We start from the raw sequence: 24136 nt of genomic DNA, 5'->3' as shown, positions 1-24136 counted from the left end.
CGTGAACGGCCACCGAGACTATTCGCAGAGCGATCTTGAGGCGGCCGGTACCCTGGGGTTTCGGGCATGCCCGGCCAATCCCCAATCGCAAAGACTGGATGAACGACGATGCATCGGTACAGGTCCCACACCTGCGGCGAGCTCCGCGCCTCTGACGTCGGATCCGACGTCCGGCTGAGCGGCTGGCTGCACAATCGGCGCGACCTGGGCGGCATCCTCTTCATCGATCTGCGGGACCACTACGGGATCACGCAGCTCGTCGCCCGCCCCGGCACCGCGGCCGCCGAGGTCCTCGACCGTCTGACCAAGGAGACGGTCGTCCGCGTGGACGGCAAGGTCGTCTCGCGCGGCGCCGACAACGTCAACTCCGAGCTGCCCACGGGCGAGATCGAGATCGAGGCCGCCGAGGTCGAGGTGCTCGGCGCTGCCCAGCAGATCCCGTTCACGATCAACGCGGACGACGGGGTGAACGAGGAGCGGCGCCTGGAGTACCGCTTCCTGGACCTGCGCCGCGAGCGCATGCACCGCAACATCATGCTGCGCTCGTCCGTCATCGCCTCCATCCGCTCCAAGATGGTGGCTCTCGGGTTCAACGAGATGGCGACGCCGATCCTCAGCGCCACCTCCCCGGAGGGCGCCCGCGACTTCGTCGTCCCCTCGCGCCTCAACCCGGGCAAGTTCTACGCGCTGCCGCAGGCCCCGCAGCAGTTCAAGCAGCTGCTGATGATCTCGGGCTTCGACCGCTACTTCCAGATCGCGCCCTGCTTCCGTGACGAGGACGCCCGCGCGGACCGCTCGCCGGGCGAGTTCTACCAGCTCGACGTGGAGATGTCCTTCGTCGAGCAGGAGGACGTCTTCCAGCCGATCGAGAAGCTGATGACCGAGCTCTTCGAGGAGTTCGGCGGCGGCCGCCACGTCACGTCCCCGTTCCCGCGGATCCCGTTCCGCGAGTCGATGCTCAAGTACGGCTCGGACAAGCCGGACCTGCGCGCCCAGCTCGAACTGGTCGACATCTCGGACGTGTTCGAGGGCTCCGAGTTCAAGGCGTTCGCCGGGAAGCACGTGCGCGCGCTGCCCGTCCCGGACACCGCGTCGCAGTCCCGCAAGTTCTTCGACGGCCTCGGCGACTACGCGGTCGAGCAGGGCGCGAAGGGCCTGGCCTGGGTCCGCGTCGCCGAGGACGGGTCCCTCACGGGCCCGATCGCGAAGTTCCTCACGGACGAGAACGTCAAGGTCCTCACCGAGCGCCTCGGCCTGAAGGCCGGCCACGCCGTGTTCTTCGGCGCGGGCGAGTTCGACGAGGTCTCCAAGATCATGGGCGCCGTCCGTGTCGAGGCCGCCAAGCGTGCCGGGCACTTCGAGGAGGGCGTCTTCCGCTTCTGCTGGATCGTCGACTTCCCGATGTACGAGAAGGACGAGGACACCGGGAAGATCGACTTCTCGCACAACCCGTTCTCCATGCCGCAGGGCGGCCTGGAGGCCCTGGAGACCAAGGACCCGCTGGACATCCTGGGCTGGCAGTACGACATCGTCTGCAACGGCGTGGAGCTGTCCTCCGGCGCGATCCGGAACCACGAGCCCGAGATCATGCTCAAGGCCTTCGAGATCGCGGGCTACGACCGTGACACCGTCGAGGCGCAGTTCGCGGGCATGCTCCGCGCGTTCCGCTTCGGCGCCCCGCCGCACGGCGGGATCGCCCCCGGCGTCGACCGCATCGTCATGCTCCTCGCCGACGAGCCGAACATCCGCGAGACCATCGCGTTCCCGCTCAACGGTAACGCGCAGGACCTGATGATGGGCGCGCCCACGGAGCTCGACGAGACGCGCCTGCGCGAGCTGAACATCCAGCTGCGCAAGCCGGTGGGCGAGAAGAAGTAGCACCCGCCAGTCGTCCGAAGGGGCCGGAACCGTTGATCGGTTCCGGCCCCTTCGCTGTGCGGACTCACAGCGCATCTCCATGTCCCTGACAGGTGGCGGTCCTAGCTTCGTTTCCCATGACAGAGACTCAGGGACCAGCGCACAAACGTGACATGACCCGCCGGAAGGTCATCCTCGCGGGCGGAGCCGCCGTGGCGGCCGTCGGCGTCGGGGGCTCCATCGCCGCCGACGCGTTCGCCGGGGAGACGGACACCGCCGACAGCAAGTCCGAGGCCGACTCCTGCTACAAGCTCACCTCGGAGACCACCGAGGGCCCGTACTACATCGACGCGGACAAGCTCCGCCGTGACATCACGGAGGACAAGGAGGGCATCCCGATGGTCCTCCGCCTCAAGGTGATCGACGCCGAGACCTGCAAGCCCCTGCGGAACGCGGCGGTCGACATCTGGCACTGCGACGCGCTCGGGATCTACTCCGGGTACGAGTCCCTCTCCACCGGAGGCGGCGGTGGCACGCCCCCGAGCGGCGCCCCGAGTGACGCCCCGAGCGGCGCTCCGACCGACCAGCCGTCCGGCACCCCGACGGGCGCCCCGCCCGGGGGCGGCGGTGGCGGCGGGCACGAGGAGCCCACCGACGACGAGCGGTATCTGCGGGGCACCTGGAAGACGGACAAGCACGGCAGCGTCGAGTTCAGGACGATCTTCCCCGGCTGGTACCGGGGCCGTGCCGTGCACATCCACACCAAGGTCCATGTGGACGGCAAGTGGACCGACGCCGGCTACGAGGGCGGCCACACCTGTCACACCGGCCAGTTCTTCTTCGAGGAGGCGGCGGTCATCGCCTCGGGGAAGGTCGCGCCGTACTCGACGAGCACGACCGAGCGCACGACGCTGACCGAGGACACGATCTACGACCAGAGCGGGACGACGGGCGGCCTGCTGAAGCTGACGTACGGCAAGGGGCGCATCGCGAAGGGCGTCATCGGGTCGATCACGATGGCGGTGGCGCCCGACGAGACGCACGACAGCACGGACACGCAGCCGGGCGCTTCCGCCTCGACGGCTTCCTGACGGGCGCCGCCGCGGGCTGCGCTCAGGTGTCGTACCGGCCGTCCCACGGTTCACCGAAGCCGAGGCGGTCCGGGTAGAGCTCGGCCCAGCCGCCCTCGTCGTCGTCCTCGGCGATCAGGCCGAACAGCACGCGGTCCACGGCGAGCCGGAACGGGCGGACGGCGATGTCGCCGTAGGTGCGGCCGGGCAGGGCTGCCAGGAGTTTGTCCAAGTGGGCGTGGGCCTGGGCGAGTTCGGCACCCTCGGCCCAGGTCCCCGCGCACCAGATCTCCGAGTCGCGGTACCTGCCCGAGGCGTCGAAGGTGTGGAGCACCGCGTAGAGACGCTTGTGCTCCTCCCAGCCGTCGTCGGGGCGGTAGCCCTCCGGGAAGGCGTACGTCACCGTGGCCAGGAACTGGCCGTCCGTGTACCGGCCGATGGTGGCGGTGCGGTGGTCCGGCTCGTGGGCGATCGGGATGGTTGCGGGAACTGGCATGGCGAAACCCTAATCGCGGTCGTGGACATGCCAGTAGCGGGGTACGGGAAAGGGGTGCGGGGACCTGTCCCCGCACCCCTTTCCCCCGGAATGCGTTACTCCGGAGCGCCGCCGAAGCGCTCGCGGTAGGACTCCAGGTCCTCCTCGGTGATCTTCGCGAAGAGCACCGGCGGGACCGTGAAGGCCGTGCCCGCGGGGACGGTGTCCAGGGCCTTCGCCTGCTCGGCGGTGACCCACGTGGCCGTGTCGTCGGCCAGCGCGAACGCGCCGCGCATCGCCTTCGACGAGGCCGGGATGAAGGGCTCGGACACGACCGCGTACAGGTGGATGAGGTTCATCGCCGTCCGCAGCGTGAGGGCCGCGGCCTCCGGGTCGGCCTTGATCTCCAGCCAGGGGGCCTTCTCCTCCAGGTAGGAGTTGCCCGCCGACCACAGGGCGCGCAGCGCGGACGCGGCCTTGCGGAACTGGAGGGCCTCCATCTGGGCCTCGTACTCGGCGAGCAGCGCGGCGATCTCCGTGCCCAGCTTCGCCTCCGCCTCGCCGGCCTCCTTGCCCGCGGGCACGTCGTCACCGAAGCGCTTGCGGGAGAAGGACAGGACGCGGTTCACGAAGTTGCCGAGGGTGTCGGCGAGGTCCTTGTTCACCGTGGCCGTGAAGTGCTCCCACGTGAAGGAGGAGTCGTCGGACTCCGGCGCGTTGGCGATGAGGAAGTAGCGCCAGTAGTCGGCCGGGAGGATCTCCAGGGCGGCGTCCGTGAAGATGCCGCGCTTCTGCGACGTGGAGAACTTGCCGCCGTAGTACGTCAGCCAGTTGAAGGACTTGAGGTAGTCGACCTTCTTCCACGGCTCCCGCACGCCCATCTCCGTGGCGGGGAACATCACGCTGTGGAACGGGACGTTGTCCTTGGCCATGAACTGCGTGTACCGGACGTCGTCGGCCTCGTACCACCACGACTTCCAGTCGCGGTCCGCCGGGTTCTGGTCCGCCCACTCCTTCGTCGAGCCGATGTACTCGATCGGGGCGTCGAACCAGACGTAGAAGACCTTGCCCTCGGCGGCCAGCTCCGGCCACGTGTCGGCCGGGACGGGGACGCCCCAGTCCAGGTCACGGGTGATCGCGCGGTCGTGCAGGCCCTCGGTCAGCCACTTGCGGGCGATGGAGGAGGCCAGCTGCGGCCACTCGCCCGCGGTCCGCGCGATCCACTCCTCGACCTCGACCTGCAGCTTCGACTGGAGCAGGAAGAGGTGCTTCGTCTCGCGGACCTCCAGGTCCGTGGAGCCGGAGATCGCCGAGCGCGGGTTGATCAGGTCCGTCGGGTCCAGGACGCGCGTGCAGTTCTCGCACTGGTCGCCGCGCGCCTTGTCGTAGCCGCAGTGCGGGCAGGTGCCCTCGACGTAGCGGTCCGGCAGGAAGCGGCCGTCGGCAGGCGAGTACACCTGACGGATCGCGCGCTCCTCGATGAAGCCGTTCTCGTTCAGCTTGCGCGCGAAGTGCTGCGTGAGCTCCGCGTTCTCCGCGGACGAGCTGCGGCCGAAGTGGTCGAAGGCCAGGCCGAAGCCGTCGTACACGGCCTTCTGCACGTCGTGCGCGTGCGCGCAGAACTCGGCGACCGGCAGTCCCTGCTCCTTCGCGGCCAGCTCGGCGGGCGTGCCGTGCTCGTCGGTGGCGCAGATGTACAGGACGTCGTGGCCGCGCTGGCGGAGGTACCGGGAGTACACGTCCGCCGGGAGCATGGACCCCACCATGTTGCCCAGGTGCTTGATTCCGTTGATGTACGGAAGGGCGCTGGTGATGAGGTGTCGAGCCATCGGGGGCTGCTCCCAAGTCGCTGCGTGCGGTGACGGTGTACGTCAGTCGAATCAAAGAATCGTATCCGACACGGCGGGGCCGCCCCTCCCGGTATTTACGGGGTGGACGGCCCTGGGCGTGCGGTGCCTAGCGGAAGTCGAAGACCAGGCGGGCCGTGACCCGGCCCGCCAGGATGTCCTCGATCGCCTCGTTGACCTCCTTGAGCCTGCGCTGCTCGCGGATGACACGGGTACGGCCGAGGCGGTGCAGCTGGAAGACCTCGGCGAGGTCCTGCCGGGTGCCGACGATCGAACCGATCACGCTCTTGCCTTCGAGCACGTGCTCGAAGACGGGCAGCTCCAGGGTGCCCCCGGCGGGCAGCGCGACCAGGACGAGCGTGCCGTGCCTGCGCAGGGAGCCGTACGCCGCCCGGAGCGACGCGTTCGACACGGCGAGCCCGATCGCGACGTCGGCGCCGCCCAGCCCGCGCACCGTCTCGGCGACGTCCCGGGTACGGGCGTCGATGACATGGTCGGCACCCAGCTCGTGCGCGAGGCGCAGCTTGTCGTCGGTGACGTCCACGGCGACGGTCTCGGCGCCCGCGATCCGCGCGTACTGGAGCGCGAGATGGCCCAGGCCGCCGATCCCGGAGATCAGGACGCGCTTGCCGGGGCCGGCGCCCGACACCTTCACGGCCTTGTACGTCGTCACTCCCGCGCAGGTCAGCGGCGCGGCGTCCAGGGGGTCGAGGCCGTCGGGGACCTTCACGACGTAGTCGCCGTGCGCGACGGCGTACTCGGAGAAGGAGCCGTCGACCGAGTAGCCGCTGTTCCGCTGCTCCAGGCAGAGCGTCTCCCAGCCGGACACACAGTGGTCGCAGTAGCCGCACGCCTCGCCCAGCCAGGCGATGGCGACGCGGTCGCCGATGTTGATGTGGCCGACCCGCTCGCCCAGGTCCTCGACGATCCCGATGCCTTCGTGGCCCGGGACGAACGGCGGGACCGGCTTGACGGGCCAGTCACCGGCGGCGGCGTGGATGTCCGTGTGGCACAGCCCGCTCGCCTCCATGCGGACGAGGACCTGCTGCGCGGCCGGGCGCGGGATCACGCGGTGCTGGATCTCCAGGGGCCGGGTGAAGTCGGTGACTACGGCGGCCTTCATGGTGCGCGGTCCTTCCCTCGGTGCCGGAATTCCTCCAGCTTCTCCCGATTCGTGGGGAACGGCGCGGGGGGAAACGGCGGCGCCCCCTGTCCCGCGGGGGCGGGGACAGGGGGCGCGGAGGGTGCGGGGGTCAGGCCTGCTGCGAGCCCAGCCATCGCGGCAGGTCCGCGAGCAGCCCCTCGTACAGCTCGGAGTCCGTGAGCTCGCGGGGGGTGGGGCCCGCGTGGAAGAACGCGGCGTTGGGCGCCTTCAGCTTGCGCAGGTAGTCGAAGCCCTTGGCCTCGTGCTCGCCGAACGCGACGAACTGGAAGAACAGCGGGTGCCGGGCCGCGTCCGCGAGGGCCTGATTGGCCGGGCCCTTCGCGTCCGGGGGGCCGTCCGTCTGGAAGACGACCAGGGCGGGCGTCTGCGACTGCGACTTCTCGTGGTGCGCCACGACCTCCTCGATCGCGCGGTGGTAGCTGGTACGGCCCATGCGGCCGAGCGATGCGTGCAGCTCGTCCACGCGGCCCTCGTGCCCGTCGAGGGTGAGCTCGCCGGTGCCGTCGATGTCGGTGGAGAAGAAGACGACGTGCACGGTCGCCTCGGGGTCGGTGTGCGCGGCCAGGGCGAGCACCTGTTCACCGAGCGCCTGCGCGGACCCGTCCTTGTAGTACGGACGCATCGAACCCGACCGGTCGAGTACGAGGTAGACGGTGGCCCGGACCCCGGCGAGGTCGTTCTTCTTGAGCGCGCTCCCGGCGGCCTTGTAGGCGGCGGCGAGCCCCGGGGCACGCGACTTGACCCGAGCGAGGGACAGGGCGGGGGCGGAGGCCTTGACACCGGCCTCGGCGACGGCCTGCGGCGCGGGTTCGGCGACGGCCCGCGGCGCGGGTTCCGCGATGGGCTCGGGGTCGGCGACGACCTCGGGCTCCGACGCGGCCGCGGCGACGGGCTCGGCGGCGGCCTCCGGCTCGGTCTCGGCGACCGGCTCGGCGGCGGCCTCCGGCTCGGGCTGAGCGGCGGGCGCGGGCGCGACCACGGCCTCGGGCTGCTCGGCGACGGGCTCGGCCTCCGGCTCGGTCTCGGCGACGGCCTCGGCCTCCGTCTTCGCCTCCGGCTCGGCGACGGGCTCTGCGTCAGCCTCCGGTTCCGCTTCGGCTTCGACGACGGGCTCAGGGCTCTCGGCCGCCGGTTCCGCTTCGGCTTCGACGAGGGCCTCGGGCTCCGGTGCGGTCTCGGCGACGGGCTCGACGAGGGCCTCGGGGGACGCCTCCGCCTTCACCTTCACCACCGGCTCGGCGGCGGGCTCTGCGGCAGCCTCCGCCTCCGTCTCTGCCTCGGCCTCCGGCTCGGCGGCGGGCTCTGCGGCAGCCTCCGCCTCGGCCTTCACGTCAGGCTCGGCGACAGGCTGTGCGGCAGCCTCCGCCGCCGTCTCCGTCGCCGTCTCCGCCGTCGGCTCGGTCGCCCTCTCCGCGGGCTGCGTGGTCGGTTCCGCTTCTGCGTCGGCGGTGGGCTTCTCGTCCACCGGCGCCGACGGCTTCGGGACCTTGACGTTGTCGAACGCCGCGGCCACCAGGTCGTCCGCCTCGCGCGTCGACGACGCGGGCGTCGGCTCGGTCGACGGTGCGGGCACCTTTACCTTTGCCTCGGCGGGCGCGGCCTCGGGCGCATCTGCCGAGGCGGCGGGCGCAGCCTCCGGCAGGGTCGCCTCGCCGGCCGGTGCCGGGACCGCCGCCTCGGGTGCGGCGGTTGCCGCCTCGTCACCCCGCGAGGACTTCCGCGACCTTCCGAACGCGTTCCGCAGGAGATTCCGAATGCCCATGTGCGCAACCCTTCGCATGAGTTGGTTTCCGTAACCCCTGGCCAGGGCGGACACGTAAGGTTAGCCGCCACGTTCCGTGATCTTGGGCAGGGTCGCCCACCCGGGCGAAGGCCATGCAACTGCCGCACGCCCGGCACAGGTTCACCGCTCGTTCACCCGCCGTCCCCCTCCGCGCTCGGCCACGCCCCTAGCGTCACGCCCGAGTGACCGTAAAGGGGAGGAAAAGAGTGCGTAAAACGCTGCCGCTCATCGGCTCGCACAACGGGGGCCGTGCCGCGCTGACCTGCCGGTTCCGCTGTGGGGACGCCTGTTTCCAGGAGGTGCCCAACACCAGTTCCAACGAGTACGTCGGTGATGTCATCGCCGGTGCGCTGAGCCGCCGCTCGATGCTGCGCACGGCCGCCGTCGTGACCGTCGCCGCCGCGACGGCCGGTACGGTCGTGGGCTCGGGGGCCCCGCAGGCCGTGGCCGCCACGCCGTCGGGAGCGGCAACGGGCGTAGCGCACAAGGGCGACAAGGGGGCGCGCGGACTGCGGTTCACGCCCGTCGCGCCGAACACGGCGGACCGGGTCACCGTCCCGGAGGGCCACGCCCAGAACGTCGTCATCAGCTGGGGCCAGCCCATCCTGCGCGGAGCGCCCGCCTTCGACCCGGACAAGCAGTCCGCAACGGCCCAGGCAGGACAGTTCGGTTACAACAACGACTTCCTGAGCCTCCTGCCCCTGCACGGTGAGCACGGCCGCCAGGTCCTCGTCGCCAACCACGAGTACACGGACGAGATCCTGATGTTCAAGGGGTACGACCCCGAGAACCCGACGCGCGAGCAGGTGGAGACCGCCTGGGCGGCGCACGGTCTGTCGGTCGTCGTCGTGGAGGAGTCCCGGCGCGACGGCAGGCTGACGGCCGTCACGCGTCACCAGCTCAACCGCCGTCTCACCGCCACCAGCGAGTTCCGCCTCTCGGGCCCGGTCGCGGGCAGCGCGCTCGTGCGGACGAAGGCGGACCCGCGCGGCCGTACCGTCCTCGGCACGCTCAACAACTGCTCGGGCGGCACCACCCCGTGGGGCACCACGCTGCACGGCGAGGAGAACTTCAACCAGTACTTCGCGAATGCCGCGAAGGTGACCGACCCGGCCACGGCCGCCCGCCTCAAGCGCTACGGCGTGACCGGCGAGGCCTCCGAGCGCAAGTGGGAGCGGTTCGACGACCGCTTCGACCTGGCCAAGGAGCCGAACGAGGCGAACCGCTTCGGCTGGGTCGTCGAACTCGACCCGTACGACCCGGAGTCGACGCCGCGCAAGCGCACCGCGCTCGGCCGTTTCAAGCACGAGGCCGCGCAGCCGCGCCTGACCGACGACGGCCGCCCGGTCGTCTACATGGGCGACGACGAGAAGTTCGACTACTTCTACAAGTTCGTGAGCAGCAAGCGCGTCGCCAAGGGCCGCTCGCGCGCTGCGCACGAGCACAACCTGACGCTCCTCGACGAGGGCACCCTCTACGTCGCCCGGCTGACCGGCAACTCCCCGGCCGCCGAGATCGACGGCACGGGCAAGCTGCCCGCGGACGGCGAGTTCGACGGCGGCGGCGAGTGGCTGCCGCTCGCCACGGCGGGCCCGCACGGCGCGGTCTCGCACGTCGACGGCATGACGGCGGAGGAGGTCTACCTCTTCACGCGGTTCGCCGGTGACAAGGTGGGCGCCACGAAGATGGACCGTCCCGAGGACATCGAGCCGAACCCGCACTCCGGCAAGGTCTACGTCGCGCTGACGAACAACTCGGACCGCGGCAAGGCCGGCAAGGCGCCCGTCGACGAGGCGAACCCGCGCAACCTCAACAAGCACGGGCAGATCCTGGAGCTGACCGAGCACCGGGGCCGCGCCGACGCCACCGCCTTCGGCTGGTCGCTCTTCCTCGTCGCGGGCGACCCGAACGACCCGGCGACGTACTTCGCGGGCTTCCCGAAGGACCGGGTCAGCCCGATCTCCTGCCCGGACAACGTCGCTTTCGACCCGCACGGCAACCTGTGGATCTCCACGGACGGCAACGCGCTCGGCACGCACGACGGCCTGTTCGGCGTCGCGACGCGGGGCGAGCGGCGCGGTGAGCTCAAGCAGTTCCTGACGATGCCGAACGGCGCCGAGACCTGCGGTCCGCTGGTCCAGGACCGGCGGGTCCTCGTCGCGGTGCAGCACCCGGGCGAGGTCGACGGCGCGTCGGTCGAGAAGCCGGCGAGCGCGTGGCCCGACGGGCCGGGGAGGATCGTCCGTCCGTCGGTGGTCTGCGTGTGGCGCGAGGACGGCGGCGACATCGGCGTCTGATCCGGCCCGGGCCGCCTCAGGCCGATGCCGCGTCCGGCAGGCGCTCCCGATACGCGGGTGCCTGCCGGGCCGCTTCCCAGTAGGCGTCCTCCAAGTCCCCGTAGACCGCGTCCAGTTCGGCCTCCGTGCGGGCGGCGACGACGAGGCGTACGCCGATCGGGTCGCCGTCGAGAGGCCTTATGGCCATGTCGGGGCGGCCGCGTGAGGTCGGCTGGCACAGGGTGACGACCTCGCCCGTGGCGACCAGGGACGCCGCGGTGAGGTAGTCGCCGTGCAGGATCAGGGGGTTGAGGCCGGCGGCCCGGAGCACCCGCAGGAGCCCGTGCCACTCGCCGTCGACGGTGGGGTCGACCATCCACCGGTCGTCCGCGAGGTCGGCGAGGCGTACGACGCGTCGCCGGGCCGCCGGATGGTCGGCGGCCAGGGACACGTACTGGGGTTCGCGTTCGACCAGGACGCGGCAGCGCAGACCCGGCGGGACGCGCAGCGGGCTGCCCTCGACCTCGTGCACGAACGCCACGTCGAGCTGTCCGTCGCCGACGAGCCGCAGGAGCGCGTTCGCGGAGACGTCCATGCGGAGCGCCGGCTCGCCGCCGGGCGGGTGTTCGCGCTGCCGCAGCCGGCGCAGCCAGCCCGGTAGGGCCCTGCTCGCCGTGGAACCGATCCGCAGCTGGGGGCCGCCCGCGGCGGGTGCGGCGGCCGCCCTGGTCTCCGTGACGAGAGCGCGCATGCCGTCCACGAGGGGGCGGGCGCGGCTGAGGACGACGCGGCCCAGGGGGGTCGCGCGGCAGCCGGTGCGCTCCCGGGCGAAGAGCGTGCCGCCGAGCGTCTCCTCGATGCGCCTGAGCTGGGTGGACAGGGACGGCTGGGTCATGCCGAGCAGACGGGCCGCCTTGTGCAGGCTCCCGGTGTCGTCGATGGCGCACAGCGCGCGCAGGTGCCTCACCTCGAGCTCCATGGGCATCGAGCGTAAGGCGGTCACGGAGGTCGCACCAGACGTCCAAATGCGAACCGAAACGGGCGAGTTGGGCGGGTGATAGCTCCGTCCTATCGCCAATTGCCATCATCCCCACGGGCCTCGTGCGCCACCACACTCTCCCTCGTACCGAACCGTTCACGTAACCCCCACTCACGGAACGAGGAGGAGCCCCCCACATGAAGCTCTCCCTGCGCTACGCCTCGGTCGCGGCCGGCATCGGCCTGGCCGCCGGCGCGCTCGCCACCGCGGCCCCCGCGTCCGCCGCCCCGGCCCCGGTCGTCGCCGGCTACACCCACTACGCGGGTTCGGCCGAGGAGGCCGCCGCCAACAAGGCGTTCTTCCAGGCCGTCCTGAAGTCGGTGGCGCAAAAGCGCGCCGCGCACCCGCACGCCGCGTCGGTCACCGTCACGTACGACGCGTCGGGCGCCCCGTCCTTCGCGCAGCAGATAGCCAACAGCACGTCGATATGGAACTCCTCCGTGTCGAACGTGAAGCTCCAGGCGTCCTCGGGCGGCGGCGACTTCTCCTACCGTGAGGGCAACGACCCGCGCGGCTCGTACGCGTCCACGGACGGGCACGGCAGCGGCTACGTCTTCCTGGACTACGCGCAGAACCAGGAGTACGACTCCACCCGGGTGACCGCGCACGAGACCGGTCACGTCCTCGGGCTCCCCGACCACTACGAGGGGCCGTGCAGCGAGCTGATGTCGGGCGGCGGCCCGGGCACGTCCTGCACGAACCCGTATCCGGACGCGAACGAGAAGTCCCGTGTCGACCAGCTGTGGGCCAACGGCTTCGCGAAGGCCCTGAAGTCGCTGGAGAAGTCCGCCAAGACCGGCTGACCCTCACGCCGGCTCTCACCGGCCGACGTACTGGAGCCACCCCCCCCCACACCGATGCGGGCCGTCCCCTCCCCGGGGCGGCCCGCATCCGCGTCCCGTGCCCGCGTCAGTGCGGTGAGGCGATGGAGCGGGCGGCCGCGACCTCCTGGCGTACGGGTTCCAGCACCCCGTCGGGGTCCGCCTCGCCGAAGTCGGCGCGCACCCCCCTCAGGACGTCGGACGTGCGCAGCCGCTCTGCCAGCTCCCGCAGTTGTTCCGCGGCCTGGGCCACCTCGGCGGGCCCCGGCACCGGCGCCCCCTGCCTGACCCGGACCCGCGCCGCGGTCGTCGCGTCCACGATGCGTTCCACGGCGACGACGAGCGGCCACCAGGCGGCGGCGCGGCGGCCCGTGGGCGGCGGTTCGGTCAGGGCGCGCTGGAACTCCGAGCGGATGACGGACAGGTCGCGGTAGAGCCCGCGGCGCATTCGCGCGCGGGCGGCCAGGACGTCCGGGTCCGCGGACGCCCCGAACGCGCGCTCCACGTACGTCGCGGTGTCCGCGACGGCGTCGGCGAGCCGGTCGCCGATGCGGGTGTGCCAGCTCTCGGGCCACAGCAGATATCCGGCGACCAGCGCGATGGCGCAGCCCATGAGGCTGTCCAGGAGCCGGGGCAGGACGAGCCCGATGCCCTGGTGGTTGAGGGTGTCGGACAGCAGCAGGATGGCCGGCGTGATGGCGGCGGTCTGGTAGCCGTAGCCGCGCGGGGTGAGCGCCGGGATGAGCGCGGCGAGGACCATCATGACGGGCACGTCCCACCACCCGCGGGGCACCACGGCGAGGACCGCCGTGGCCAGTACGAGCCCGACCGCGGTGCCGAGCGCGCGCAGGACGGCCCGCGAGAACACCGAGCCGAAGTCGGGCTTGAGGACGAACGTGATGGTCAGCGCCACCCAGTAGGAGCGCGGGACCGGCACCGTCGAGACGAGGACCTGGGCGAGGCCGATGCACAGGGCCAGGCGCAGCCCGTAGCGCCAGGAGGCGCCGGACAGCACGACGTTGCGCGCGGCGCGCCCTGCGCGTACGCGCAGGGCGGCGGGCCGGCCGAGGCGGTCGGCGGCGAGGGCGCGATGGGGGTCCGTGTTCTTGCTGGTGACGAGGTGGGCGGCGTGCCGCACCGCGTGGTCGACGGCGCGGGCGGCGGGTCCTTCGGGTGCGGGCAGGTCGAGGGGGCCCACGTCGGTGCTGCCGGTGTCGACCGCGTCGGCGAGGCGGCGCACGGCGCCCGGGACGGCGGCGGGGAGTGGCACCCCCTGCTGGTGGGCGGCGGGCGCGGACTCGGCGATCGGGGTGAGCGCGTTCAACAGGGCGATCAGGCGCACCAGTTCGGGGTTGCGGCCGTGGGCGAGGGCGCGCCGGGCGAGGACGAGGTCGTAGGCCTGGTTGAAGGACTGGGTGACGGCGTAGCGGGTCTCGACGTAGTTCTCGGGGTCGCCCGCCGACGCGAGCAGGTTCGCGACGGAGCGGTACGTGGCGGCGACGGCCGCGCGTTCCGGGACCCCGGACCGCAGGGGCCAGGCGAGCAGCGCGAGCGCGAGGACGAGGAGCCCGCCGCCCGTCATCAGGAGCGGCGCGAGCCACCACTCGCCCGGCAGGGGCAGCCCGGCGCCGATCACGCAGTTGAGCAGGAGCAGCAGCCCGGACACCGAGGCGACCGCGCCGATCGTCGAGATCATCCCGGAGACGAGCGCCACGCCCGTGACGGTGGCGACGGCGACCCAGCCCTGCCCGTACACGAGCGCGCCGACCGTCACGCCGACCGCGCCGAAGAGCTGCGGCACCGCGATGTTGAGGATCCGCATCCGGTAGGCGTCGGCGGTGTCGCCGATGACGCCGGACAGGGCGCCCATGGAGGCGAGCGCCCCGTACGCGGGCTGCCCGGCGGCGAGCCCGATCGCGAGCGGCAGCGCCAGCGCGAGGCAGGCGCGTGCGACGGCCGCCCAGGGAATCGGCGCGGGGTGCGGACGCAGGGACCTGACCAGCCAGTCGGGCGGTGCGAGATGGCGGGACGGGGACTCTGGTCGCATGCCGTCCATTGAACGCCAAGGCGCCCCGACGCTCAGGACGTCGCGGGTCGGTGCATCGTCAGGTCGACCAGGAGGGCGCGATGGTCGGTGCCGGCCAGCTCGACGAAGCGGGCGGTGTGCGCGGAGAACTCCTCGCTCACCAGCACGTGGTCGATCTGGGTGCCGAGCGGCGGGCGCAGGCGTGAGGGCCAGCTCGGGGCGCGGGACTTCCCGGTGAGGCGGGCGCTGTCGTGCAGGCCCGCGTCGAGGATGCGGCGGAACGCGGCGTGGTCCTGCGTGGCGTTGAAGTCCCCGGCCAGGATGGTCGGCTGTGAGCGGCCCGCGGCGGCGAAGTCGCGCAGTCCGCCCAGCTCCGAGCGCCACAGGCCGACCTGCCGGGGCAGCGGGGGCATCGGGTGCGCGAGCTGGACCCGCACGTCGTGGCCCTTCACATCGGCGACGGCGCCTGGCATGCCCATGGTCCCGGGGACGCCCGCGGTGGCCTTGAGCGGATAGCGGCTCAGGATCACCGACCCCTGTGATCCGCCCGCCTTTACGGCCTGCCGGTGAGGGAAGTCGGCACGCGGCAGCTCACGGCGCAGGGTGTCCTGGCACCCGTCATCACACTCCTCCACGAACACCAGGCCGGGCCGCTCGCGGCGTACCGCGCCCACCAGCGACTCGGTGCCGCGCCCGAACCGGACGTTCGAGGAGAGCACCCGCACGTCCGCGACGGGCGGCCCGCTCGCCTCGACGTCCTTGCCGTACGGCTCGATGTACCAGGCGAGGGCGCCCAGGGCCGCGACGCCCCACACCATGCCGAGCCGCCATCGGGCGAGCGCCGTGAGCAGCAGAGCGGCGCCCGTGGGGGCGAGGAGCCAGGGCAGGAACGCCAGGAGCTGCGGGACGGGGGTGACCCCGTCCACGTCCGCGATCCGGCAGCCCACGACCGCGCTGACTCCGGCGAGGAGCAGGCCCGCGGCCCCGGCGGCCAGGGTGCGGCCCGGCCCGCGGTCCCGGTCGTCGGGGGAGAGGACCGGCGATGGGCCGGGCGCGTGCGTCACATGCTCCAAGGTCCGGGCCCGCCTTCCGCTCGCTCCGACACCCTCCGGCGCCGGACACCGCGATCCTCCCTCGAAGACGGGCCCGCGCGGGGAACGGTTGCCCGGCCTCAGGCCCCGGCGGCGTGGCGCGAACTGTCGCTGACCAGCGCCCAGATGACGAAGACGCCGATGGCGATCGCGATGACCGCCCAGAGGGGCTCGTAGGGCAGGAACATGAAGTACGCGATGATGTACAGGGAGGCGATGGCGACGCCGACGCCGCGTGCCCAGCCGGCGTCCTTGAGGACGCCGAAGCCGGTGACCGCGACGATGACGCCGATGATCAGGTGGATCCAGCCCCACGTGGTGAGGTTGAAGGCGTACGTGTAGTTCCCGATGTGGGCGTACACGTCGTCCTTGGCGATGCCCGCGATGCCGTTCAGGATGCCCAGGATGCCGCCGACCATCATCAGGACGCCGGCGAAGACCGTGCCGCCGGACGCCCAGCCGCTGCCCGCGCCGTCGCCCCGGGTCGGGTCGGGACCGGCGGAGCGGTGCTTGTCCGACCAGACGCCGGGGCCGGGTCCGGGTCCGGCGTCGGGGCCGGGGGGCGGTGTCGGGGTGGTGGGGGTCTCACTCATTCAGTCCTCCTCGGTGTCACTGGCATGCTCACCCCGGAAGCGGCGGGCCGCATTTCGGGAGGAGCCGGAGGGTGTGGTGGGGGCCTGCGGCGCAGGCGCCCCGACAGCCAGGCGCAGACGGCCACGGCGAGGGCCGTACCGGCCGTCCACAGGGACGCGGTGCGCACCGATGAGCCGAGGGCGTCGTAGGCCGCGCCCGCCGCGGAGCGGTCCACGTCCGAGGGCAGGTTGTCGAGGGTGAGGGAGCGGCACATCGCGAGCGCGACGAGGAGCGCCGCGGCGGCCAGGGCCACGCCGAGCGCCGTCGCGGTGAGGGCCCGGCGCCGGCGCCGGGCGAGCGCGAGCCCGGCGGCGGCGCAGGCGGACGCGGCGAACGGCAGCCACGGGCCCGCCCGTTGGAGCAGGCGCAGCGACTGGCGCAGCCGGTCGAGATCGCGCGAGCTCATCACGATGATCGTGGTGTGCGTGACGGGGATGCGGTTGGCGAAGGGGACGCCGTCGGCGCTGAGCTGTTGTCTGACCTGCCCGGTGACGGGCGCGAGATCGATGGTGACCGGGCCGTCGGCGCCGTCGTCGACGGCCTGCTGCACGGCGTCGTGCGCGGCCCGGTTCGCCGTGTTCCACGCCGTCCGGAAGGCCGCGGTGCCGGTGAACGACTTCACCGCGTCGTGCACGAACGCGTCGACCGCCGACTGCAGCGGCCCCGCGTCGAGTTGCGTCACGATGCCGTTCGTGACGGCGTCGGCGACCGCGCCCCGCACGGCCGGTTCGGCGGCGAGCGGAGCCATCGTCGCGACGTACCGGTCACTGTCCCCGACCTCGTACCTCGCCCAGGCGGAGAGCGTGCCGAGCGGCACGAGCAGGCAGGCCAGGGCCAGCAGAACGGCGGACAGGGCGCTTCGCATCACCCTCCCAGGCAACGCGCGCGCGGCAGGGGGCGCCAGCGGAGACAGGGCAGATGGCGGGGTCTGCGGCGGAGGGCTCGGCCGAACGGGTGTCACCCGGTGGGTTCCCGCTCGCCCTCGCCACGGAGGGACCGGCGAGCGGGAGGGACGGCGCCGTCCGGGCGCACCGTCACCTCCCGCGCCGAGCTGAATTCACCTGCGGGTGGTCCTGAGGGTCCGTCACTCGTGTGTGTAGTAGTGGTAGAACATCGCCGCGAACACACCGGCGGCCACCACCAGGGCCATGATCGTGGACCGCAGGACGGTGGCGTCGGTCAGGCTGTAGAGATAGCCGAACGCGATACCGGCCCACGCGGCCCAGGTGACGGCGCGCAGTTCGCGCGGCAGCCGGGACGACGCCCGGTGGATCCCGAAGGTGACCACGGCGACGATGATGCCCGTGAGGAAACCGAACAGGACGTTGCCCGTGGTGATCGGGCCGGCGTCGCGCCGGATGCCCGAGGCCCAGATGCCGTAGACGATGCCGAGCAGGAGAGGGAGCGCCATCGAGAGCCTGGAGCCGGCCGCCATGGAGCGCAGGCCGGAGGTCCTTGAGGCGGGTGCCGCGTGAGCCATGACGGCTCCTTTCTGCCTTTCCCCCCGCCTTCCATTGACCTCCGTAGCCTTCCGATCCGCAACATCGCGGCGTGTCCCTATGCCGCGGGGATGCGGGCGAACCGCCCGGCGACGTGCAGATCCGCCTCGATGCGCGAGGCCGCGGCGAGCAGCGCGGGAAGAACCTCGTCCGTGACGCGGGCCAGGTCGCGACGGCTGCTGTGCGTGGCCACGTTCACCGCGGCGACGACCTGCCCGGCGAGGTCGCGCACCGGCACGGCGACGGAGCGCAGCCCCTCCTCCAGCTCCCCGTCCACGAGCGCGTGCCCCTGGTGCCGTACGTCGTCCAGGAGCGCGCCGAGCCGGTCGGCGCCGGTGACGGTGCGCGGGGTGAGCGGGGTCAGGTCGGCGCGGGCGAGGAACGCGGCGCGCTCGGCCGGGTCGAGACCCGCGAGCAGGACCCGCCCCATGGATGTGGCGAAGGCGGGGAAGCGGGTTCCGACCGCGATGTTCACGCTCATCACACGGCTCGTCGCGACGCGTGCCGTGTACCGGATGTCGTCGCCGTCGAGCACGGTCAGGGACACCGAGTCGTGCAGCTCGGCGGAGAGGGCCCGCATGTGGGGCGTGGCGATCTCGGCCAGTGTGAGGTGGGACAGGGGCGGGAAGCCGAGGGCGAGGACGCGGGGCGTGAGCCGGAAGCTCCGGCCGCGCGAGGCGACGTGCCCGAGGTGCTCCAGGGTGATCAGGGCGCGGCGCGCGGTGGCCCGCGCCAGGCCCGTCGCCGCGGCGATGTCGGTGAGGTTCAGCTCGGCCCGCCCGGGCCCGAAGGCGGTCAGCACGGCGAGGCCGCGCGCCAGCGACTCGACGAAGTCCCGGCCGAGCCGCTGCTTGGCCTCGGCGGCCCACGCGGCGTCCGGTCCCGTCGCGTCCGCTCCCGCCGGCGCGGGGGCGTCGGGCACGGGCCCGCGCAGTGCCGTCTCCATCTCGGTGACGGCGTCCCGCAGCCGCCCCAGCATCGCCTCGCGCAGCGATGCGGCGGTGTGGCGGCTGGTGTGGCTGACGACGCTGACCACGCACGCGACGTCACCCGAGGGGTCGCGCACGGGCACGGCGAGCGCCACGAGGCCGGGCTCGATGAGCTGGTCGTCGAGGGCCCAGCCGGCGGTCCCGGCGCGCGCCACGCGCTCCTCGAACGGCTCCTTGTCCGCCTCCTGGCGGGGCGGCACCGCGGGGAAGGCGCGGTCCTCGGGATCCGCGGCCCGGCGCTCCCGCCACCGCTCCCACTGGTCCTCGTCCCACGTACCCGCGAACAGCGGGCCCGGCGCGGTGCGTTCGGCGGGCAGCAGGTCGCCGATGCGGAAGCTCAGCGACATGGCGCGGCGCCGGGTCGCCTGGTGGATGAAGCGGATCCCGTCGCCGTCGGGGACCGCGAGAGAGACCGATTCGTCGAGTTCGTCCGCGAGCTGCTCGGCGCGCGGGCCGAGCAGCGCGGGCAGCCGCAGAGCGCCCAGATAGGCGTTGCCGACGGCCATCAGCGGTGGCGCGAGCGTGGCGTCACGCCCGTCGAGGCGCAGGCACCCCATGTGCGCGAGGGTCGCGCAGATCCGGTCGACCGTGGACCGGGCGAGGCCGGTGGCCCGCGCGAGCTCGCTCAGGCTCAGCGTGCCGCCGGCGTCGGTGAGCCTGCGCAGCACGTCGATGCCGCGCATCAGCGGCGCGACGGCCTCCGCGGGCGTCGCGACGCCGGGGTCGAGGGTGGGAACCGGTCCAGTGGACATGTGCGATGACTGCTCTCCGTGGCGCATTCTCAGGCAACGGTAGAGGAATCCCCCCGCCTCCCGGTTCCCGGCCGCCCGCGGGTGCGCTCAGCGGCCGAGGAGTTCCAGGATCCGGTCGAGGGCCGCGGGGGCGAGATGACGCCGGAGGGACTCGACGACCTCTTCCGGGGTGCCCCGGCTGTCGATTTTGATTACGCCGTAATCACGCCGGGCCTTCGGCACGGTCGGCGGGGGTGCGCCGGTGTCGCCGGGGAGCGCCTGCTCCTCCTGGGGGAGGCGGGCGATGCGGCGGGCGTCCTCGACCGAGACGCGTCCGTCGGCCAGCGCCTCCTGGAGGTCCTCGCGCAGCTTCATCAGGGACAGGCGCTGCGAGACGAAGCCCTGCGTCTTGCCGATCCGGGCGGCGACCTGGCGCTGCGAGTAGCCGTAGCTCTTGATGAGGCCCTGGATGGCCTGGGCCTGCTCCAGCTCGGTGAGGTCGTCGCGCTGGACGTTCTCGATCAGGGCGTCCTCGTCGGTGCGGGACGCGTCCTCGCGCACCAGGACGGGCACCTCGTCCAGGCCCGCCATCCGGGCCGCGGCGAGCCGCCGGTGGCCGTGCAGGACGACGTACGGGGCCCGGCCCACGGCCCCCTCGTGGTGCGGGTGCGCCGCGAGGAACACGGCGCGGGGGACCACCCCGAGCGCCTGGAGCACCCCGCGCTCGCGCACCGTCTCGGCGAGCCCGTCCAGGTCGCGCAGCTCGTGGCGCGGGTTGTCGGGGTTCTCGGCCAGGTCGGCGAGCGCGACGGTGACGGGGTGCGCGGCGTCGCGGGCGCCGGGCCGGGTGCCTTCGCCGGCTGTTTCCGGGGCCGGGGCCGGGGCCGTGGCGGGTGCCGGGGCGCCGGAGGACAGCAGGGAGGACAGATCGGTACGGCGCCCCATCAGACGTTCACCTTCTTGGCGTTCCTGGCGTTCTTGCCCTTGGTGCTCTTGCCCGTCGCGGCCTGCCCGTCCTGCTTCTGCGCGTCCTTCCTCGCAGGCGTACGGGTGCCGCTCGTGGAGCGCTTGGCGGGGGCCGGGATCGCGGCGAGGCCCACCTCCAGGGCGAGGCGGAAGAAGTCCTCGCGGGCCTGGAGCGCGACCCGGTTCGCGCCGTACTGGGTGACGACGAGGCCGTCGGCGGAGGCGCGCGTGTGCAGCTTGTAGTGCCGTACGACCGTGCGGGCCAGCGGCCAGTCCTGGGCCTCCACGAAGGCGCGTGTCTGCTCCAGGTCGGCCTTGCCGTCGCGCGGGTCCCAGTTGTTGATGACCACGCGGTAGGGCAGGCCGCGCGGCTTCACGACGCGCTCGATGGTGCGCTGCGTGGGCTGGAAGCCGAGCGGCTCGGGCTCGATCGGCACGATCACGTCGTGGGCGTTGGACAGGACGGCGCGCAGCGCGTCCGCGGCTGCGCCCTTGCCGAGCGGGTCCTCGCCGGCGGACTCGGCGAGGTCGAGCCAGCCCGGGGTGTCGACGAAGACGTGCTGGGCGGAGGGGATGCGCGAGAGCGCGGCGAGTCCGGCCAGGTCGTCGTGGGCCTGCACGAAGTCGAAGGGGAGGCCGTCGCCGACGCGCTCCGACCACCACACGGCGGAGCCCTGCGGGTCGATCGAGACGGCGACGACGGGCGGCTGACCGCCCTCGGTCCCCGCGCCGAGCACGTCCGCCGTCACGGCGGCGAGATTGACGGCGAGCGTGGACTTACCCACGCCGCCCTTCTGATTGAGGATCACGTGCACGTGGGCCATGCTCACCACACTCCCTGGGAGACCGGCGTAACGCACTAAAATTATGAAACGCGCGAAACGGGTGATTCTGTCCCTGGTCACTCTGGCAGTGCGGGCGGGGCCGAGCGGAGCGAACACGCCGTGGACGGCGGGTGGTTACGCCCAGACGTCCACCTGCTCGTACCCCACGGCCCGCCCCTCGGCGTCCAGGAGCCGTCCCATCAGCTTCACCGCGCGCAGGGCGACGGCGCGGTCGGCGATGCGCAGGTGGGGCAGTCTTCCGGCGAGTTTGACCTCCAGGAGCTGCGCGTCGAGCAGGGACGCGACCCAGACCGTGGCGATCAGGTTCTGCGGACCCGCGGTCCCCACGCAGAGCCGGATCTCCGGGAGCTTCGCCAACTCCCGTGCGGTGGAGTCGAGATGCTCGGGCGGCACGGACCCGAAGAAGGTGACGGAGACGGGGGAGCCGGACAGGGAGCGGGCCAGGTCGCAGCGCAGGACGAGGCGGCCCGAGTCGAGGAGCCGGCCCAGGCGCCGGCTCGCGGTGTTGACGCTGACGCCGAGGCGCGCGGCGAGTTCCCCGACGGGGAGCCGGCCGTCCTCGCCGAGCGCGGTCACCAGGGCGCGGTGGTCGGCCAGGTACGGGGCGGCGCCGCCCGCGGAGCGGCGGGACGCGGCGAGGGCCTCCTGCTGGGTGCGGGTGAGGCTGCGCAGGCGCCAGATGCTGCCCTCGGTGTAGCTGCGGGTGATGAGGTGCGCGCGTGAGGACGTGACGCCGGGCACGGCGCCGAGCGTGTCGACGATGTACGCGGACAGGGTGCTGAAGTCGGGCGTCATGACGGTGACGAGGAGGTCGCGGCCGCCCGCCGTGTGCTCGACGGTGACGACCTTCGGGTCGGCGGACAGGGCGGCGGCGACGGCCGCGTCCTGGCCGGGCGCGCAGTCGACCTCGACGAGTGCGCCGCCGCCGACGTCGTACGCGTACGCGGTGACCCAGGCGAGGCCTGCCGAGCGCAGCCGTTCCCAGCGCCGGGCGACGGTGGCCGCGTCCACGTCGAGGGCGGCGGCGAGCTTGGTCCAGGGTGCCCGGGGATCGATCTGCAGGGCGTTGACCAGGGCGAGGTCGAGCTCGTCGAGATGGTCGGGGGTGCGCGCAAAGGTGCGGGCTGGTGTTTCGGCCATGGGGGATCGGCTCCTTCTCCACGACGCGGGCGGCGTGATGGCGATGTGACACAGAACTGCATTCGATCTACGTGAGTGCCACAGAAACGCAATTCTGCCGGTCCGAATGACGTCTGAATAGCATCGCTCCATCGATCGGAATCAGCCACGCCGAGAGGTCGGAGGTGTCACCGCATGGAACGTCGTATGCCCTGCATAGAACAAAAGTTCGAAACTTTGAGCGGTGCGGTGCACGCCCTGCGCACCGGCGCCGTCAGCAGCCGTGAGGTCGTCACCGCGGCGCTCGCCGACGCCGACGCGCTCGACCCGCTGCTCGGCGTCTTCGTCACCCGCTTCCCCGAGCGGGCCCTCGCCGCGGCGCGGGAGGCGGACGCGCTGCCCGCCGGTGAGCGCGGCCCCCTGCACGGTGTGCCCCTGGCCGTGAAGGACAACTTCGCCGCCGCCGAGGGCCCGGTCACCGCGCAGAGCCCCGCCCACGACCCCGGCCTGTGGCGCGGGCTCGACGCCCCCGCCGTGACGCGCCTGCGCTCGGCGGGAGCCGTCGTCATCGGCAAGACGACCATGGCCGAGTACGCGATGGGCCGCCCCGACCCGGCACACTCCTTCCCCGTGCCGCGCAACCCGTGGGACGTGGAGCGCTGGACCGGCGGCTCCAGCACCGGCAACGGCGCCGGGATCGCCGCGGGGATCTTCCTCGGCGCGCTCGGCACGGACACCTCCGGCAGCGTGCGGCTGCCCGCCGCCCTGTGCGGCACGACGGGCCTCAAGCCCACCCACGGCCTCGTCTGCCTCGACCGCTGCCTCCCGCTCAGCCCGTCGCAGGACGTGGCGGGCCCGATGGGGGTCTCCGCGGCCGACTGCGGCCTGCTGCTGTCCGCGCTCACCGGACGCTCGTACGTACCTGGCGAGACCGGCGGGACCGGCCTGCGGGGGCTGCGCATCGGCGTGCCGTACAGCCTCGTGGAAGGGCCCTCGGTCACCGGCGCCTGCCGTTCCGCCTTCGCCGAGGCGCTCCGCGTGCTCGCCGGACTCGGCGCGCAGACACGAGAGTTCGAACTCCCCGAGTTCCCGTCGCTGCTCGCCGTCAACGCGACCGTCATGCTCGGCGAGGCCTTCGCCGCCCACGGGGCGCGGCTCGCCGCGCGCTGGGAGCTGCACGGGCGGGCCTTCCGCCGTCTCGCCGCGGCCGGTGCCGCGCTCGGGCCGGGGCTCGTCGACCGGGCCCGCCTCACCGGAGCGGCGCTCACCGCAGGTCTCCTGGAGCGGATGGACGGCCCCGGCGGCGTGGACGTCATCGCGACCCCGACCTGGCCGGCCGGCGCCCGCCCCTACGTCCATGAGGCGGCGCCCGGCGACGAGCTGAACCTCACCGCGCCCTGGAACGCGACCGGATTCCCCGCGCTCGCGCTGCCCATGGGCACGGACGGGGCGGGCCTGCCCCTGTCGCTCCAGCTCGTGGCCCGCCCGTACGCCGAGCGCGCGCTGCTCGGGGCGGGCGCGGCCTACCAGCGGGCGACCGCCTGGCATCTGCGCCGCGCGACCCCCGACCCGGCCATCCGCCCCCGCCCCCTGCCGGAACCGCCTCCCGCCGAGGGAGCGCGGGAGCCGGCCGACGACCTCGTGACCGCCGCGCTCACCGCCGCCGGCCTCACCCCCGACCCCGAGGACCTGACGGCGGTACGGGCCACGGCCCACGCCCTCCTCAGGTCCGCCCACGAACTGGCACAGGCCCACCCCGAGCCCGCCTGACCCGTTCACGGGGCCCCGACTCCCCCTGTGATCAAGCGCATTCGACTCGACCACCCATCCCCGACAGCAAGGCAGACACCCCCCACGCCCCGCCCGAACGCCCCGTCCCCGCCGCCCGTGTGCGGCCGTTCACC

The 24136-nt window shown here is 72.8% G+C and carries 19 protein-coding genes; 5 read left to right on the top strand and 14 right to left on the bottom strand.

The window, feature by feature from the left end:
* Positions 1-108: 108 nt before the first annotated feature.
* A complete protein-coding gene (aspS, locus tag ACFC96_RS15960) occupies positions 109-1878 on the top strand; it encodes an aspartate--tRNA ligase (RefSeq protein WP_376255505.1) in 1770 nt (589 codons plus the stop codon).
* A gap of 152 nt (positions 1879-2030) precedes the next feature.
* Positions 2031-2948: an intradiol ring-cleavage dioxygenase gene (locus tag ACFC96_RS15955; RefSeq protein WP_376255507.1), complete on the top strand. Its 918-nt coding sequence runs from the start codon at positions 2031-2033 to the stop codon at positions 2946-2948.
* Between the two features lie 22 nt (positions 2949-2970).
* Here ACFC96_RS15955 and ACFC96_RS15950 read toward each other — a convergent pair whose 3' ends face one another.
* The 4 genes from ACFC96_RS15950 to ACFC96_RS15935 form a co-directional block, all read right to left on the bottom strand.
* Positions 2971-3423, bottom strand: coding sequence for a hypothetical protein (locus tag ACFC96_RS15950; RefSeq protein ID WP_376255509.1), 453 nt, complete (start codon positions 3421-3423; stop codon positions 2971-2973).
* Between the two features lie 95 nt (positions 3424-3518).
* A complete protein-coding gene (metG, locus tag ACFC96_RS15945; protein ID WP_376255511.1) occupies positions 3519-5231 on the bottom strand; it encodes a methionine--tRNA ligase in 1713 nt (570 codons plus the stop codon).
* Between the two features lie 127 nt (positions 5232-5358).
* The gene (gene adhP / locus ACFC96_RS15940; RefSeq protein WP_376612744.1) at positions 5359-6372 is read right to left on the bottom strand and encodes an alcohol dehydrogenase AdhP; all 1014 of its coding nucleotides are present in this window, start codon (positions 6370-6372) and stop codon (positions 5359-5361) included.
* Between the two features lie 130 nt (positions 6373-6502).
* Positions 6503-8176 (bottom strand): VWA domain-containing protein, encoded by a 1674-nt coding sequence (locus ACFC96_RS15935; protein WP_376612742.1) that lies wholly within the window; start codon positions 8174-8176, stop codon positions 6503-6505.
* Positions 8177-8403: 227 nt separating this feature from the next.
* Here ACFC96_RS15935 and ACFC96_RS15930 point away from each other — a divergent pair, with 227 nt between their 5' ends.
* Complete coding sequence (locus ACFC96_RS15930; protein WP_376612740.1) at positions 8404-10494, top strand: PhoX family phosphatase; 2091 nt, start codon at positions 8404-8406, stop codon at positions 10492-10494.
* Between the two features lie 16 nt (positions 10495-10510).
* On the opposite strand, the gene ACFC96_RS15925 is transcribed toward ACFC96_RS15930, so the two are convergent.
* Positions 10511-11452 carry a LysR family transcriptional regulator gene (locus ACFC96_RS15925; protein WP_376612739.1) on the bottom strand — a complete coding sequence of 314 codons (942 nt, stop codon included), beginning with the start codon at positions 11450-11452 and terminating at the stop codon, positions 10511-10513.
* Positions 11453-11649: 197 nt separating this feature from the next.
* Between ACFC96_RS15925 and snpA the strand changes: the two genes are divergently transcribed.
* Positions 11650-12315 carry a snapalysin gene (gene snpA / locus ACFC96_RS15920; protein ID WP_376255521.1) on the top strand — a complete coding sequence of 222 codons (666 nt, stop codon included), beginning with the start codon at positions 11650-11652 and terminating at the stop codon, positions 12313-12315.
* A gap of 106 nt (positions 12316-12421) precedes the next feature.
* Here the strand turns inward: snpA and ACFC96_RS15915 are convergent, their stop codons facing one another.
* The 9 genes from ACFC96_RS15915 to ACFC96_RS15875 all read right to left on the bottom strand — a co-directional run bounded on the left by ACFC96_RS15915 (position 12422) and on the right by ACFC96_RS15875 (position 22253).
* Positions 12422-14380, bottom strand: coding sequence for an FUSC family protein (locus tag ACFC96_RS15915; RefSeq protein ID WP_376255523.1), 1959 nt, complete (start codon positions 14378-14380; stop codon positions 12422-12424).
* Positions 14381-14412: 32 nt separating this feature from the next.
* Entirely contained in the window at positions 14413-15432 is a 1020-nt protein-coding gene (locus ACFC96_RS15910) for an endonuclease/exonuclease/phosphatase family protein (RefSeq protein WP_376612737.1), read from the bottom strand.
* 98 nt (positions 15433-15530) lie between these two features.
* Complete coding sequence (locus ACFC96_RS15905) at positions 15531-16043, bottom strand: hypothetical protein (protein WP_376255527.1); 513 nt, start codon at positions 16041-16043, stop codon at positions 15531-15533.
* Entirely contained in the window at positions 16040-16948 is a 909-nt protein-coding gene (locus ACFC96_RS15900; RefSeq protein ID WP_376612735.1) for a hypothetical protein, read from the bottom strand. The genes ACFC96_RS15905 and ACFC96_RS15900 overlap by 4 nt, the downstream gene beginning before the upstream one ends.
* A 219-nt stretch (positions 16949-17167) precedes the next feature.
* A complete protein-coding gene (locus tag ACFC96_RS15895) occupies positions 17168-17563 on the bottom strand; it encodes a hypothetical protein (protein WP_376255531.1) in 396 nt (131 codons plus the stop codon).
* 77 nt (positions 17564-17640) lie between these two features.
* Positions 17641-19323, bottom strand: coding sequence for an IclR family transcriptional regulator C-terminal domain-containing protein (locus ACFC96_RS15890; RefSeq protein ID WP_376612733.1), 1683 nt, complete (start codon positions 19321-19323; stop codon positions 17641-17643).
* Positions 19324-19410: 87 nt separating this feature from the next.
* Positions 19411-20247, bottom strand: a complete 837-nt coding sequence (locus tag ACFC96_RS15885) for a ParB/RepB/Spo0J family partition protein (protein WP_376612731.1) — start codon at positions 20245-20247, stop codon at positions 19411-19413.
* Positions 20247-21092, bottom strand: coding sequence for a ParA family protein (locus ACFC96_RS15880; RefSeq protein WP_376255537.1), 846 nt, complete (start codon positions 21090-21092; stop codon positions 20247-20249). Before ACFC96_RS15880 ends, ACFC96_RS15885 begins: the two co-directional genes overlap by 1 nt.
* Positions 21093-21227: 135 nt before the next feature.
* Positions 21228-22253 carry an Lrp/AsnC family transcriptional regulator gene (locus tag ACFC96_RS15875; RefSeq protein ID WP_376612729.1) on the bottom strand — a complete coding sequence of 342 codons (1026 nt, stop codon included), beginning with the start codon at positions 22251-22253 and terminating at the stop codon, positions 21228-21230.
* A gap of 216 nt (positions 22254-22469) precedes the next feature.
* On the opposite strand from ACFC96_RS15875, the gene ACFC96_RS15870 reads away from it, so the two are divergent.
* Positions 22470-24002 (top strand): amidase, encoded by a 1533-nt coding sequence (locus ACFC96_RS15870; protein ID WP_376612727.1) that lies wholly within the window; start codon positions 22470-22472, stop codon positions 24000-24002.
* The last annotated feature ends 134 nt before the right edge of the window (positions 24003-24136 follow it).

Origin of the sequence: Streptomyces sp. NPDC055955 (genome assembly GCF_042270245.1) — a bacterium.
Taxonomy (GTDB): Bacteria; Actinomycetota; Actinomycetes; order Streptomycetales; family Streptomycetaceae; genus Streptomyces.
The sequence above is the reverse complement of the archived record's forward strand: the minus strand, read 5'-3'. Positions and strand labels throughout refer to the sequence as shown.

Coding starts and splice junctions, on each gene's coding strand:
- ACFC96_RS15950 (WP_376255509.1), bottom strand. CDS start 3,423: ATGCCAGTTCCCGCAACCATCCCGATCGCCCACGAGCCGGACCACCGC.
- ACFC96_RS15885 (WP_376612731.1), bottom strand. CDS start 20,247: ATGGGGCGCCGTACCGATCTGTCCTCCCTGCTGTCCTCCGGCGCCCCG.
- ACFC96_RS15955 (WP_376255507.1), top strand. CDS start 2,031: ATGACCCGCCGGAAGGTCATCCTCGCGGGCGGAGCCGCCGTGGCGGCC.
- ACFC96_RS15915 (WP_376255523.1), bottom strand. CDS start 14,380: ATGCGACCAGAGTCCCCGTCCCGCCATCTCGCACCGCCCGACTGGCTG.
- ACFC96_RS15895 (WP_376255531.1), bottom strand. CDS start 17,563: ATGGCTCACGCGGCACCCGCCTCAAGGACCTCCGGCCTGCGCTCCATG.
- ACFC96_RS15905 (WP_376255527.1), bottom strand. CDS start 16,043: ATGAGTGAGACCCCCACCACCCCGACACCGCCCCCCGGCCCCGACGCC.
- aspS (WP_376255505.1), top strand. CDS start 109: ATGCATCGGTACAGGTCCCACACCTGCGGCGAGCTCCGCGCCTCTGAC.
- ACFC96_RS15890 (WP_376612733.1), bottom strand. CDS start 19,323: ATGTCCACTGGACCGGTTCCCACCCTCGACCCCGGCGTCGCGACGCCC.
- ACFC96_RS15880 (WP_376255537.1), bottom strand. CDS start 21,092: ATGGCCCACGTGCACGTGATCCTCAATCAGAAGGGCGGCGTGGGTAAG.
- ACFC96_RS15875 (WP_376612729.1), bottom strand. CDS start 22,253: ATGGCCGAAACACCAGCCCGCACCTTTGCGCGCACCCCCGACCATCTC.
- metG (WP_376255511.1), bottom strand. CDS start 5,231: ATGGCTCGACACCTCATCACCAGCGCCCTTCCGTACATCAACGGAATC.
- ACFC96_RS15925 (WP_376612739.1), bottom strand. CDS start 11,452: ATGGAGCTCGAGGTGAGGCACCTGCGCGCGCTGTGCGCCATCGACGAC.
- snpA (WP_376255521.1), top strand. CDS start 11,650: ATGAAGCTCTCCCTGCGCTACGCCTCGGTCGCGGCCGGCATCGGCCTG.
- ACFC96_RS15900 (WP_376612735.1), bottom strand. CDS start 16,948: ATGCGAAGCGCCCTGTCCGCCGTTCTGCTGGCCCTGGCCTGCCTGCTC.
- adhP (WP_376612744.1), bottom strand. CDS start 6,372: ATGAAGGCCGCCGTAGTCACCGACTTCACCCGGCCCCTGGAGATCCAG.
- ACFC96_RS15935 (WP_376612742.1), bottom strand. CDS start 8,176: ATGGGCATTCGGAATCTCCTGCGGAACGCGTTCGGAAGGTCGCGGAAG.